Annotated in this window: 9 protein-coding genes; all 9 read right to left on the minus strand. The window is 38.3% G+C overall.

From position 1 onward, the window contains the following. Positions 1-11: 11 nt before the first annotated feature. Entirely contained in the window at positions 12-2,219 is a 2,208-nt protein-coding gene (locus EPU_RS00675) for a U32 family peptidase (RefSeq protein ID WP_029487726.1), read from the minus strand. Beyond that, positions 2,219-3,205 (minus strand): Holliday junction branch migration DNA helicase RuvB, encoded by a 987-nt coding sequence (gene ruvB / locus EPU_RS00680; protein WP_029487727.1) that lies wholly within the window; start codon positions 3,203-3,205, stop codon positions 2,219-2,221. The genes EPU_RS00675 and ruvB overlap by 1 nt, the downstream gene beginning before the upstream one ends. Positions 3,206-3,214: 9 nt before the next feature. Continuing rightward, positions 3,215-3,769 carry a Holliday junction branch migration protein RuvA gene (ruvA, locus tag EPU_RS00685; RefSeq protein ID WP_242650829.1) on the minus strand — a complete coding sequence of 185 codons (555 nt, stop codon included), beginning with the start codon at positions 3,767-3,769 and terminating at the stop codon, positions 3,215-3,217. A gap of 45 nt (positions 3,770-3,814) precedes the next feature. Next, positions 3,815-5,911: a polyribonucleotide nucleotidyltransferase gene (locus tag EPU_RS00690; RefSeq protein WP_029487729.1), complete on the minus strand. Its 2,097-nt coding sequence runs from the start codon at positions 5,909-5,911 to the stop codon at positions 3,815-3,817. 157 nt (positions 5,912-6,068) lie between these two features. Beyond that, entirely contained in the window at positions 6,069-6,335 is a 267-nt protein-coding gene (gene rpsO, locus EPU_RS00695; protein WP_334290630.1) for a 30S ribosomal protein S15, read from the minus strand. A 101-nt stretch (positions 6,336-6,436) separates the two neighbouring features. Further along, positions 6,437-7,348, minus strand: a complete 912-nt coding sequence (locus EPU_RS00700; RefSeq protein ID WP_010165814.1) for a bifunctional riboflavin kinase/FAD synthetase — start codon at positions 7,346-7,348, stop codon at positions 6,437-6,439. Position 7,349: 1 nt separating this feature from the next. Then, positions 7,350-8,222 carry a tRNA pseudouridine(55) synthase TruB gene (gene truB, locus EPU_RS00705; protein WP_010165816.1) on the minus strand — a complete coding sequence of 291 codons (873 nt, stop codon included), beginning with the start codon at positions 8,220-8,222 and terminating at the stop codon, positions 7,350-7,352. A 3-nt stretch (positions 8,223-8,225) separates the two neighbouring features. Beyond that, positions 8,226-8,576 (minus strand): 30S ribosome-binding factor RbfA, encoded by a 351-nt coding sequence (rbfA, locus tag EPU_RS00710; RefSeq protein ID WP_010165818.1) that lies wholly within the window; start codon positions 8,574-8,576, stop codon positions 8,226-8,228. 28 nt (positions 8,577-8,604) lie between these two features. Continuing rightward, positions 8,605-15,453 carry a translation initiation factor IF-2 gene (infB, locus tag EPU_RS14070; RefSeq protein WP_242650830.1) on the minus strand — a complete coding sequence of 2,283 codons (6,849 nt, stop codon included), beginning with the start codon at positions 15,451-15,453 and terminating at the stop codon, positions 8,605-8,607. Between the last annotated feature and the right edge of the window lie 29 nt (positions 15,454-15,482).

A 15,482-nucleotide genomic window follows, 5' to 3' on the forward strand; every position in this document is an offset into this window, starting at 1 on the left:
TATCCCACCTTTCAATAAATAAATTCTCTAATAATTTTTCTTATCTCCTCTACACTTTCAATCGTAAAATCTARCCGCACATTATCTGTAAAACCTCTCAGTTGCACTGGCTTACAGCTAAAAATTTGCATCACACACGCCTCACAATCAGTTTTAATCATCCAATTTACATTTTTTCTATCCTCAATATAAAAATTATCTTTGTTTCCGCATTGATTAACATGATCTAGCAAACATTGCTTACTAGTCATCACAGGATAGTATCCATAAATCACCTTCTGAAAACCAACCTCATTATAGACTTCTTGAGACAGCGTTATCTGTCTAGCACCAAGGTTTTTATAAAATTCTGCATGCTCACTATTACAAACATTCAAATTATAGTCTACCTCAAAATCTATACCCAATCTACTTAATAAATTTACTTGTCCCAAAGTTTTACACAAAAATGAAACCTCATAAGTAGCAGCCAACTCCAACAAGTCTCCCTTATAYTTTTCYAACAATTCAGAAGACATAATCTGTGGCAAAACAACTACAATTTTTTTACCCACGTTTCTTACCAGCTCTATAACAACTACGCATTTATCAAATTTATAGTCAAAAGGATAATAAATAGTATCAACCTTTTCAAATTCCAATACAGCTTCCAATTGCTCTTTCGTTGATACCTGAACTGCTACTTTCGCCGATATCTCCTCCGTCGCAACAGGTACATATTCTTTCACTTCTATAGCATCTACTTTCACTATTGCTGCCATTAATTTTTCCACTGCGATACGTTTTAAATCATTCATCTTAGCAATCGATAAAAATACATTTTCATCCAAATTTATTTCTATAGATTCTATTTCAAATGGTGTATTTCCCAATTTCCTTAATTTTTCTTCTATTTGCACTTTTGCTATCGGAGCATTAATAGCCTCTTCCAAAGGCTCACCAAAAACTTGTATTTTTATGTTCTGACAAGTCAAGCTAAGAGCAATAGGTTTTCCTATTCTTCCCMAAAAATATGCGTCAATTTTACGCTTTCTCGTCTGCTTTTCATATGTTTTTCTAAGAGATTTAATTAGATTATGWTTTTTTGTAATATATACTTCAGCTTCTGGCTGCGCATAATCCAATTTTATGCCAAACTCTCCATTCTTCTTATAATCTTTATTCAATCCAATCCCAACATGTTTTCCGCTATTCCAAACTTCTATTCCATCTCCTTTGTTCAAATCATACTTCGTATAAATCGAAGCCATTTTAGTCTTTTTATCATACTTAATAACTTTCCCAATCTTCAATCCAATATTTTTTGGACTAATTTGAGACATCATTTCTACTCCCGGTTTTTGCTTATAATAACCCGTCGAAAAGTTTCCTCTATTAAAAATAGCCTTCAAATTATCTATATCCATCTGATCAACCGCATAGCTCACGTTATCCAAATATTTCCTGTAAGTACCCACCACTCCAGCCACATACTCTGCAGATTTCATCCTACCCTCTATTTTAAATGAGTCAATTCCCGCTTTGATCAAATCTGGCAAAATTTCCAACGTACAAATATCTTTTGACGAAAGCAAATGCATATCATCTCTAATACATTCATTATTTTTATATAAACTATACATCATACGACACGGCTGCGCACAGCTTCCACGATTYCCGCTCCGATCTCCAATCACGCTACTTAACAAGCATTGTCCCGAATACGAAAAACACAATGCGCCATGCACAAAAGTTTCAATTTCTATATCCACCTCTTTCTTTATTTTTATTATCTCCGCCAACGACAGTTCTCTCGCAAGCACCACCCGGCTCATTCCGTTCTCTTTCAAAAACAATACATCTTCATAACTATGCGCACTCAATTGAGTACTGGCATGCATCTTCAAATTTGAAAAATACTTTCTAACCATATTTACAATACCCAAGTCTTGAACAATTATTGCATCTATTCCCAAATTCTGCAGCTCTTTTAACAATTGATATACTTGTACTAACTCATTTTCCCTAACCAGAGTATTAACAGTTACGTAAGTTTTTACACCTCGCAATTTACAATAATTTATCAACTCTTTCATTTGTACATAATCAAAATTATCTGCATTCACTCTYGCATTAAAGCTATTTCCTCCAAAAAATATAGCATCTGCACCATTTTCTACCGCCGCATATGCATTTTCAATTTTWCCCACTGGTGCCAGTAATTCCACTTTATTATCCATCATTTACTCCTAATTAATCTCTCTGCCGCCTCTGTCAACATTCTTCCACTACGAGTTCTCTTAATTAAACCCTTCTGCAACAAATAAGGCTCGTACACATCTTCTAATGTTTCAACTTCTTCTGCCAAAGTTGCCGCCAATGCGGATAAGCCCACCGGCCCTCCATCAAAAGTATTCTTTATTGTTGCTAATATTTTTCTATCCAATTCATCTAAACCATATTCATCAAGCCCCAACAGCTCTAATGCCATCACACACTCCGCATCACCTATTTTCAATTTGTCATATTTAATTTCCACTATATCTCGCACACGTTTCAAAAATCTATTAGCCAGTCGCGGTGTTCCTCTCGCGCATTTTGCAATCTCCATCGCTGCAACTATCTCTATTGGTGTATTCAATATTGCTGCAGTTCTCATTATAATTGCAGTAAGCTCATCTAAGGTATAATATTCCAGCCTTTGAATAATTCCAAAYCTRTCTCTAAGCGGTGAGCTTAAGAGTCCCGCCTTAGTTGTTGCTCCAATCAAWGTGAATTTCGGTAAATCCAACCTTATCGATTTCGCCATTTCTCCTTTTCCCACCAATATATCTATATAAAAATCCTCCATTGCCGAATAAAGAACTTCCTCAACAAATCTAGGCATCCTGTGAATTTCATCTATAAACAAAATGTCTCCCGATTTCAAATTGTTCAGTATTGCCGCAATGTCACCTGGCTTTTCTATTGCAGGGCCCGATGTCACTTTAAACCCCGTTGCCATCTCATTTGAAATAACTCCCGCAAGCGTTGTTTTTCCCAAYCCAGGCGGTCCATATAGCAACACATGATCCAACGACTCTTTTCTTCTCTTCGCTGCCTTTATAAAAATCTCCAACGACTCTTTTGCGGCTTCTTGGCCAATATATTCTGCCAATGATACTGGTCTAATCGTCGTTTCACTATCTTCCAATTGCAATTCTGCCGATAATATTCTCTTGTTCATATCCACGTCCTATATAAGCACTGCCAATGCTTTCTTAATCGTATCTTCAATACTGTCGCTATAATTATATACCGCATTTACCGCTCTAGCTGCCTGTTTTTTATTATATCCCAAAGCAACAAGAGCCGCCGTTGCTTCTTCCAATCCATCCACCACAACCCGCTTTTCCAACGTTTTAAATGCAGACAACTTATCCTTCAATTCCAAAATTAGCCTGCTAGCGATCTTTGCACCTATTCCTGGTACCCTAGTAATTTCCGATGCATCTTCATTCACAATGCATTCCACCAAATTTATGCCATGCAATACAATCAACGCTGCCGCCGCTTTTGGCCCTATTCCATTTACCGAAATCAACTTCTTAAACAGCTCTTTCTCTGCCAATGATACAAATCCATATAAATCATACGCATCTTCTTTTATATTTTCATAGATATAAATTTTTACTTCTGCTACATCGATTTTTCCRCACATAAAAATTTCATACCCTATTCCATTCACTTCTAACAATATTATATTTTCAAACCTTTCGGCAACTGTTCCCACCAAATATCCTATCATCATTCCTCCTACAAAAAAAACCTCACATTTTCATGCGAGGTCCTCATTTTACTTAGGTAACAAAGCTTTTCTTGATAGATTTACTCTTCCTTGTTTGTCTATTTCAATAATTTTAACCTCAATGCTGTCTCCAACTTTTAAAACGTCTTCAACCTTTTCCACTCTATTATGCGCAATCTGTGAAATATGCACCAGTCCTTCTTTTCCAGGTGCCAACTCTACAAATGCTCCAATGTTTATAATCTTTACCACTTTGCCCAAAAATACTTGACCAACTTCCAARTCCTTGGCAATTCTTTCAATAATTTCTATGGTTCGTTTAGCGCTAGCCTCATCATTTGTACAAATTGCTATTCTTCCATCGTCTTCTATATCAATTTTTGCACCGGTTTCTTCTATGATTTTATTAATGGTTTTACCTTTTTGACCGATAATTTCACTGATTTTATCTGGGTTCACTTTAATTTGAGTAATACATGGCGCATATTTAGACAATGTTTCACGAGTTTTATCAATTGCCTTCAACATAATTTCATCTATAATATATTCTCTCGCTATTCTTGTTTGTTCAAATGCACCTTTAATTATTTCATATGTCAATCCATCTATTTTCATATCCATTTGTATTGCTGTAATTCCGTTCTTACTTCCTCCAACCTTAAAGTCCATATCTCCAAAAAAGTCTTCTAGTCCCTGAATATCTGTTAACAATACAAAATCCTCGGTGCTTTCTCCCGTTACCAATCCAACCGAAATCCCTGCAACTGGCGCCTTAATCGGTACCCCTGCTGCCATAAGCGCAAGTGTCGAACCACATATACTAGCCTGAGACGTCGAACCATTAGAGCTCAATACCTCCGATACCAATCTCATTGCATACGGAAATTCTTCCTCAGTAGGCAATACCGGAATCAATGCACGCTCTGCCAAGGCACCATGTCCGATCTCTCGTCTTCCCACAGATCTAGGCGGCTTTGCTTCACCCACCGAAAATGGCGGAAAATTATAATGGTGCATATATCTTTTTAACACATCCAGTTCATCCAGCCCATCAATAATTTGAGCTTCGCTAAGAGGTGCCAAAGTCGTAATGGTCAACACCTGCGTTTGCCCCCTAGTAAACATACCAGATCCATGAACTCTAGGAATCAAATCCACTTCTGCTTTTAGAATACGCATTTCATCGAGCGCTCTGCCATCTGGTCGCTTATGATCTTTCAAAATACTATCGCGAACTATCTTCTTTTCATATTTATAAAATGCGTCTTCGACATATGGCATAGCATCCATATCTTCTTCTGCCATCACTGCCTTCACTTCTTGCAGTAACTCTTCAAGCCTCATACCACGCGCTAACTTATCTGTTGTAAAAATAGCTCCTTCCATTGCCGGTTTACCAACTATTTCACAAACTCTGTCATATATTTCCAGCGGAAGAGTATACTTTTCGTAATCATATCTTTTGGGCTTTCCGCAGTCATCTCTAATTTCACTAATAAACTTCACAATTTCTTGATTCGCTTGATGCCCCTTATATATTGCTTCTAACATCACCTCTTCTGAAATTTCGTTTGCCCCCGCCTCTATCATCATAACCTTGTCTTTAGAAGAAGACACTGTCAAAGCAAGCTGACTTTTTTCTCGCTGCGCCATCGTTGGGTTAATCACAATCTCTCCATCCACCAAGCCAACAAAAACCGATCCAACCGGCCCATTAAATGGAATCTCTGATATGTCTAAGACCAAAGATGCCGCTATCATCGAAGTAATTTCTGGTGAGCAATCCTGTTCAACAGACATAACAGTAGTGGTTATAACAACATCATTTCTATAATCCTTTGGAAACAAAGGTCTAAGAGGTCTATCAATCACTCTCGATGTCAACACTGCTTTATCCGATGGGCGACCTTCCCTTTTTAGAAATCCTCCCGGAATTTTTCCAATAGCATAAATCTTTTCTTCGTAATTTACACTCAGTGGAAAAAAATCTATTCCTTCTTTTGGTTTATCACTCGCAACAGCCGTTGCCAAAATACATGTTTCACCATAAGTTACCAGTGCCGCTCCATTAGCAAGCTCCGCCATTTTCCCAATTTCAACCTTAAGCTCACGCCCCGCAAGCTCCATTTTATACGTTTTAACCACCTTAAAACCTTCTTTCTATATTTTGTTAAGCTCCACTTGTGCAATTTTCCCATAATTTAATTAATTTTTCAATTTTTTAAACTCTCGCAAAATTGCACACCAAGTGAATACTTTTTATAATAAAAAAAGAGGCGGAAATCCACCCCCCTATTTGATATTATTTTCTTATTCCTAAGTCCTTAATAATAGAACGATATCTTTCTATATCCGACTTAATCAGATAGTCAAGCAAACCACGTCTTTTACCAATCATCAGGAATAAACCACGACGAGAGTGGTGATCTTTCTTGTGAGTTCTTAGATGCTCAGTTAAATGATTGATTCTTTTTGTCAATAGCGCTATTTGCACCTCTGGTGAACCTGTATCATTATCTGTCCTCGCATATTTTTTTATAATCTCTTCTTTAATCTCTTTTGTCATAATTGTATTGCCTCCTAAATTTGTCTGTCCATACACCAAGAAAAGGTCGGAGATTCCTATCTCTGAGTGATGGCGATTTTTCACTTTGATAGTATATCATAGCACTAGAAGGTTGTAAAGTCTCTGAGAGTTTTTTCTTTGTCGGTTATAATTTGCATCTTCAAGTCATTCAAATTTACAAACTTTTTTTCCGGACGAATAAATTTTAAAAAGCTTACTTCTATTTCTTCATCATAAATTTCTTTCTCAAAATCAAATATGTTACTTTCTATCATCTTAACTTTACCACCAACTGTTGGATTATATCCTATATTAGTTATTGCCAAAAATTCTTTATTATATACTTTAACTTTCGTGGCATAAACTCCATTTTTAGGATAYAGAACCCCCTCTTTTGTAGAAATATTTGCCGTTTTAAATCCTATAGTTCTTCCCAGTTGTTTACCTTTAATAACTTTTCCTACAATTTTATAAGTATATCCCAACAATTTACTAGCGTCTTCTACTGCACCCTCGGCTAGATATCGTCTAATTTGTGTGCTCGAAACTTTTTCACCTTCTAGCATAAGCTTTTTAACTACACACAAACGCACTCCTTTTTTCTCACACATTTCTGCTAGCTCCGCAATGCCCGCTTTTCTCGCTTTGCCAAATCTATAGTCTTCTCCCACTACCACCACTTTGGCTTTCAAATCTTCTATAAGTATTTTATCAAAAAAATCATATGCATTCATATTGGCCAACTCCAAAGTAAATGGATATTCTACAAAAATATCCACTCCTAAACTTTTCATAACCTCTATTTTATCTCTCGTTGGCGTAATAATTTCTTTCTTTGCCCCGCTCAATATCCAAGTTGGATGTGGAAAAAATGACAAAGCCAGCACATCCATGTCACCCTTTGCCTCCACTGCTGCTGCAAAAAGCTTTTGATGCCCCAAATGCACCCCATCAAAATTTCCAATCACCACAATACTATCAGATTGTCGCACTATTTCATTAATATGATATTCCAACTTACTTTCCCTCTTTATAAAACATTTTTTCAACTATCAATTTCTCACCAGACCATTTGTATAACCCTATAAAGTGATTCATATAATCATAAACTCTAAAAAATAGACCCGCTGCCGCTATTTTTACCTCCAACGGGTTTCCATTATACAAAAATTTATTATAGCTTTGATCCACCACCACTGCAGGATATTGTTCAAACATCTTTTCTATAGAAATCAGAATTTCCTCTGCGTTCAATTTTTCTAATTGTTTTAATGTTACGCTTTGTTCAATATCAAATTCGCCAACTCTCGTCCTAGTCAACTCTCCCATATGTGCGCCACATTTCAACTTTCTGCCTATGTCCGTACAAAGCGTTCTTACATATGTCCCCTTAGAACAAACAACTCGAATTTTAAATCTTCCATCTTTTAACGGACTCATCTGCTCCAATTCCAAAATTTCAACCATTCGTGACGGTCTGTCAATCACAATGTTTTGTCTCGCCAACTCATACAGTCTCTGCCCATTAATCTTTATTGCAGAATACATAGGCGGCGTCTGCTCATACGCTCCCACAAACGTTGCCAACACATCTAACACCTGCTCATTAGAGACTTCCACCGAAAACTCTTCTACCACTTCTCCAGACGCATCTTCTGTTGTTGTATACGCTCCCAATATTACTTCGGCTTCATATGTTTTATTCGCATCCGACAAATAGGGCACAATCTTCGTTGCCTCTCCTATACATATAGGAAGAACGCCCGTCGCATCTGGATCAAGCGTCCCTGTATGACCAATCTTTTTTTGTCTTAAAATCCCACGTGCCTTTGCCACAACATCATGGGATGTGAATCCTTTTTCCTTATATATATTAATTATTCCGTCCACAGCTTATTTGTCCATCACTTCATGAATAATTTTTGCCATTTTTATTCCATATGCTATCGAATTGTCTAACTTAAAGGAAATTTCTGGTGTATTTCTCAGGTTTATACGTCTCGCTAATTCTTTTCGTATAAATTTTGATGAACCATTTAACACGTCTAGCACATCATCCTTTTTATTATCTTGCAGCACACTAATAAAAATTTTCGCATTTTTCAAGTCTGTTGTTGTATCCACTGCTGTCACACTTACCATTATATCCTTCATTCGTGCGTCTTTTATACTATCTCCTCTTATTATCTCTGCAACTTCTTTTTGTATCTCTTCATTTACTCTAATTATTTTTTGGTTTGCCATAACATCCTCCAAAATACAAGCATACACATTATCTTTTTATTTCTTCCATCACAAAGGCTTCCACTATATCGCCCTCTTTTACATCGTTATATTTTTCAAAGGTAATTCCACATTCATATCCCGTCGCTACTTCTTTCGCGTCGTCCTTAAATCTCTTCAATGTATCGATTTTTCCTTCATATATTACAATGCTGTCTCTAACTATTCTCACTCCAGAATTTCTAGTGATTTTTCCATCTTTAACATACGATCCCGCTATGCTAACACCAGACACCTTAAATATTTGTCTCACTTCCACATGCCCAATCACAACTTCCTTATATTCTGGGTCGAGCATACCCTTCATTGCCGCTTCGATATCCTCTATTGCCTTATAAATAATTCTATACATTCTAATATCGACTTTTTCACGTTGCGCTACAGATGCAGACGTCTGGTCTGGTCTAACATTAAACCCAATTATAATCGCCCCAGATGCTGACGCTAGCGTAACGTCCGATTCTGTAATAGCCCCTACTCCTCCATGAATTGTTCTCACTCGCACTTCTTCTGTTGACAGCTTTTCCAAACTCGATCTCACTGCTTCTACCGATCCTTGAACATCTGCCTTAACAATCAAGTTGAGCTCCTTCACTTGTCCTTCTTGAATTTGGCTATACAAATCATCCAACGAAACTTTTTGCGGAGTATTAATCACCATTTTTTCTCTGCCTTGAGCTTTCACTTTTTCGGCCACTTGTCTTGCTTGCTTATCGTTATTGGCAATATAAAACATATCCCCGCCTATCGGTACTTCCGAAAGCCCCAAAATTTCCACCGCTGTCGATGGTCCTGCTTTTTTCACTGGCTTACCTTTGTAGTTATTCATGGCTCTAATTCTGCCATATGTTTCCCCTACCACAATCGGGTCCCCTATTTTCAATGTTCCGTTTTGCACCAATACCGTCGCGACAGGTCCTCTACCTTTATCCAACTCTGCCTCTATAACTGTTCCACGTGCCTTTCCAGACGGATTTGCTTTCAGGTCCGCCATTTCCGCAACCAACAAAATCATCTCCAAYAGGGTATCTATTCCCTCTTTCTTTAATGCAGACACATGTACGCAAATCGTATCTCCGCCCCAATCTTCTGCTAACAATCCATAGTCTGCTAATTCTTGTTTTACTCGGTCTGGGTTTGCCCCTGGCTTATCGATTTTGTTAACGGCCACAATAATCTGTATATTCGCCGCCTTCGCATGATTAATTGCTTCAATAGTTTGCGGCATCACTCCATCATCTGCTGCAACCACTAAAATYGCAATGTCCGTTACTCTAGCTCCCCTCATTCTCATAGCCGTAAAAGCCTCATGTCCCGGAGTGTCCAAAAACGTTATCTTCTTCCCATTCAATGTCACCGCCGATGCGCCGATATGCTGTGTAATTCCACCAGCCTCACCAGTCGTTACATCCGTCGAACGAATCGCATCTAGCAATGACGTTTTACCATGGTCAACATGCCCCATCACAACCACTACCGGCGGCCTCTCCACCAATTTCGACGGATCTTCTTTCTCCGAACCAAAAATCTCTTCCAACAAATCGCGCTCATCTTCTTTTTCCACAAGGATATCAAATATTTCGCCGATCATTATCGCGGTCTCGAAGTCGATCTCTTGATTCATATTCATCAACTTACCTTTTTTCATCATAGCCTTTATCACTTCTGTTGCGGAAACTCCAATTTTATCAGCCAAATGCTTAATAGTAGTTGTTGCCCCCACCTCTATTACCTTAATTTCTTCATCCATTTCAGTTATATTATTCTTGTTTTCTGCCATATTTACTACCTTTTCTTGTTTTTTATTTTTGTGTGGCTTTTTAACCTTCTTAGCCAAATCATTCATTTTTACAGCTTTTTTAGCACTAGCATTTGCTGCTTTAGCATCCATCGCTTTCGCTTTTACATCCTTAAATTTACCATTTTTTACATCTGTAGATGCTACATTCTCATTTACAGTTTTCGCATCTGTAGCTTTTACATTCGCATTTACAGTTTTCGCATCCGTAGCTTTTACATTCGCATTTGCCGTTTTCGCATCCGTAGCTTTTACATTCGCATTTACAGTTTTTACATCTGTGGCTGTTGCTTTCTCATTTGCATCTTTCACATCTGCGGCTGTTGCTTTCTCATTTGCATCTTTCACATCTGCGGCTGTTGCTTTCTCATTTGCATCTTTCACATCTGCGGCTGTTGCTTTCTCATTTGCTGTTTTCTCATCTGCGGCTGTTGCTTTCTCATTTGCATCTGTAGATGTTACATTCGCATTTGCCGTTTTCTCATCTGTAGATGTTACATTCTCATCTGCCGTTTTCTCATCCGTAGCTTTTACATTCGCATTTACAGTTTTTACATCTGCGGCTGTTACATTCTCATTTGCATCTTTCACATCTGCGGCTGTTGCTTTCTCATTTGCATCTTTCACATCTGCGGCTGTTGCTTTCTCATTTGCATCTTTCACATCTGCGGCTGTAACTTTCTCATTTGCATCTTTCACATCTGCGGCTGTTGCTTTCTCATTTGCTGTTTTCTCATCTGCGGCTGTTGCTTTCTCATTTGCATCTTTCACATCTGCGGCTGTTGCTTTCTCATTTGCATCTTTCACATCTGCGGCTGTTGCTTTCTCATTTGCATCTTTCACATCTGCGGCTGTTGCTTTCTCATTTGCATCTTTCACATATGCGGCTGTAGCTTTCTCATTTGCATCTTTCACATATGCGGCTGTTGCTTTCTCATTTGCATCTTTCACATCTGCGGCTGTTACATTCTCATTCGCATCTTTCACATATGCGGCTGTTACATTCTCATTTGCATCTTTCACATCTGCAGCTTTTACATTTGTATTTACAGTTTTCGCGTCTGTAGATGTTACATTCGCATCTGCCGTTTTCGCGCCTGTAGATGTTACATTCTCATTTACAGTTTTTACATCCGCGGCTGTTACATTCTCATTTGCATCTTTCACATATGCGGCTGTTGCTTTCTCATTTGCATCTTTCACATCTACGGCTGTTGCTTTCTCATTTGCATCTTTCACATCTGCGGCTGTTGCTTTCTCATTTGCATCTTTCACATCTGCGGCTGTTGCTTTCTCATTTGCATCTTTCACATATGCGGTTGTTACATTCTCATTTGCTGTTTTCACATCTTCGGCTGTTGCTTTCTCGTTTGCTGTTTTCACATCCGCGGCTGTTGCTTTCTCATTTGCTGTTTTCTCATCTGCAGCTTTTACATTTGTATTTACAGTTTTCGCGTCTGTAGATGTTACATTCTCATCTGACGTTTTCACATCCGTAGCTTTTACATTCGCATTTACAGTTTTCTCATCCGTAGCTTTTACATTCGCATTTGCCGTTTTCTCATCTGTAGATGTTACATTCTCATTTACAGTTTTCGCGCCTGTAGATGTTACATTCTCATTTGTATCTTTCGCATCTTCGGCTGTTGCTTTCTCATTTGCTGTTTTCTCATCTGCAGCTTTTACATTTGTATTTACAGTTTTCGCATCTGTAGATGTTACATTCTCATCTGACGTTTTCACATCCGTAGCTTTTACATTCTCATTTACAGTTTTTACATCCGCGGCTGTTGCTTTCTCATTTGCATCTTTCACATCTGCGGCTGTTACATTCGCATTTACAGTTTTTACATCTGCGGCTGTTGCTTTCTCATTTGCATCTTTCACATCTGCGGCTGTTGCTTTCTCATTTGCATCTTTCACATCCGCGGCTGTTGCTTTCTCATTTGCATCTTTCACATCTACGGCTGTTGCTTTCTCATTTGCCATTTTCACATCTGCAGCTTTTACATTTGTATTTACAGTTTTCGCGTCTGTAGATGTTACATTCTCATTTAGAGTTTTTACATCTGCGGCTGTTGCTTTCTCATTTGCATCTTTCACATCTGCGGCTGTTGCTTTCTCATTTGCATCTTTCACATCTGCGGCTGTTGCTTTCTCATTTGCATCTTTCACATCTGCGGCTGTTGCTTTCTCATTTGCATCTGTAGATGTTACATTCGCATCTGCCGTTTTCGCGCCTGTAGATGTTACATTCGCATTTACAGTTTTTACATCTGCGGCTGTTACATTCTCATTTGCATCTTTCACATCTGCGGCTGTTGCTTTCTCATTTGCATCTGTAGATGTTACATTCGCATCTGCCGTTTTCACGTCTGTAGATGTTACATTCTCATTTACAGTTTTTACATCTGCGGCTGTTACATTCACATCTGACGTTTTCACATCCGTAGCTTTTACATTCACATTTGCCGTTTTCTCATCTGTAGATGTTACATTCTCATTTACAGTTTTCGCGTCTGTAGATGTTACATTCTCATTTAGAGTTTTTACATCTGCGGCTGTTGCTTTCTCATTTGCATCTTTCACATCTGCAGCTTTCACATCTGCAGCTTTTACATTTGTATTTACAGTTTTCGCGTCTGTAGATGTTACATTCTCATTTACAGTTTTTACATCTGCGACTGTTGCTTTCTCATTTGCATCTTTCGCATCTGTAGATGTTACATTCGCATCTGACGTTTTCACATCCGTAGCTTTTACATTCGCATTTACAGTTTTTACATCTGCGGCTGTTGCTTTCTCATTTGCTGTTTTCTCATCTGCGGCTGTTGCTTTCTCATTTGCATCTTTCACATCCACGGCTGTTGCTTTCTCATTTGCTGTTTTCTCATCTGCAGCTTTTACATTTGTATTTACAGTTTTCGCATCTGTAGATGTTACATTCTCATTTACAGTTTTCGCGTCTGTAGATGTTACATTCGCATCTGACGTTTTCACATCCGTAGCTTTTACATTCGCATTTGCATCTTTCACATCTGCGGCTGTTGCTTTCTCATTTACAGTTTTTACATCTGCGGCTGTTACATTCTCATTTGCATCTTTCACATCCGCGGCTGTTGCTTTCTCATTTGCTGTTTTCTCATCTGCAGCTTTTACATTTGTATTTACAGTTTTCGCGTCTGTAGATGTTACATTCTCATTTACAGTTTTTACATCTGCGGCTGTTACATTCTCATTTACAGTTTTTACATCTGCGGCTGTTGCTTTCTCATTTGCATCTTTCACATCCGCGGCTGTTACATTCTCATTTACAGTTTTTACATCTGCGGCTGTTACATTCTCATTTGCATCTTTCACATCTACGGCTGTTGCTTTCTCATTTGCATCTTTCACATCTGCAGCTTTTACATTTGTATTTACAGTTTTCGCGTCTGTAGATGTTACATTCACATCTGCCGTTTTCACATCCGTAGCTTTTACATTCACATTTGCCGTTTTCTCATCTGTAGATGTTACATTCTCATTTACAGTTTTCGCGTCTGTAGATGTTACATTCTCATTTAGAGTTTTTACATCTGCGGCTGTTGCTTTCTCATTTGCATCTTTCACATCTGCAGCTTTCACATCTGCAGCTTTTACATTTGTATTTACAGTTTTCGCGTCTGTAGATGTTACATTCTCATTTACAGTTTTTACATCTGCGGCTGTTACATTCACATCTGACGTTTTCACATCCGTAGCTTTTACATTCACATTTGCCGTTTTCTCATCTGTAGATGTTACATTCTCATTTACAGTTTTCGCGTCTGTAGATGTTACATTCTCATTTAGAGTTTTTACATCTGCGGCTGTTACATTCTCATTTACAGTTTTTACATCTGCGGCTGTTGCTTTCTCGTTTGCTGTTTTCACATCTGCGGCTGTTGCTTTCTCATTTGCATCTTTCACATATGCAGCTTTTACATTTGTATTTACAGTTTTCGCGTCTGTAGATGTTACATTCTCATCTGACGTTTTCACATCCGTAGCTTTTACATTCGCATCTGCCGTTTTCGCATCTGTAGATGTTACATTCTCATTTACAGTTTTTACATCTGCGGCTGTTACATTCGCATTTGTATCTTTCACATCCGCGGCTGTTGCTTTCTCATTTGCATCTGTAGATGTTACATTCGCATCTGCCGTTTTCGCGTCTGTAGATGTTACATTCTCATTTGCATCTTTCACATATGCGGCTGTTACATTCTCATTTGCATCTTTCACATCTGCGGCTGTTGCTTTCTCATTTGCATCTTTCACATATGCGGCTATTGCTTTCTCATTTGCATCTTTCACATCTGCGGCTGTTGCTTTCTCATTTGCATCTTTCACATCTGCGGCTGTTGCTTTCTCATTTGCATCTTTCACATCTGCGGCTGTTGCTTTCTCATTTGCATCTGTAGATGTTACATTCGCATCTGCCGTTTTCGCATCTGTAGATGTTACATTCGCATTTGCCGTTTTCTCATCTGTAGATGTTACATTCGCATCTGCCGTTTTCGCGTCTGTAGATGTTACATTCTCATTTACAGTTTTCGCATCCGCGGCTGTTGCTTTCTCATTTGCATCTTTCACATCTGCAGCTTTTACATTTGTATTTACAGTTTTCGCGTCTGTAGATGTTACATTCACATCTGACGTTTTCACATCCGTAGCTTTTACATTCGCATTTACAGTTTTTACATCTGCGGCTGTTGCTTTCTCATTTGCTGTTTTCTCATCTGCAGATGTTACATTCGCATTTACAATTTTTACATCTGCGGCTGTTGCTTTCTCATTTGCATCTTTCGCATCTGTAGATGTTACATTCGCATCTGACGTTTTCACATCCGTAGCTTTTACATTCGCATTTACAGTTTTTACATCTTCGGCTGTTGCTTTCTCATTTGCATCTGTAGATGTTACATTTGCATTTGCCGTTTTCTCATCTGTAGATGTTACATTCGCATTTACAGTTTTTACATCCGCGGCTGTTACATTCTCATTTGCATCTTTCACATATGCGGTTGTTACATTCTCATTTGCTG

The organism is Candidatus Epulonipiscium viviparus, from assembly GCF_000171335.1.
Classification (GTDB): Bacteria; Bacillota; Clostridia; order Lachnospirales; family Cellulosilyticaceae; genus Epulonipiscioides; species Epulonipiscioides viviparus.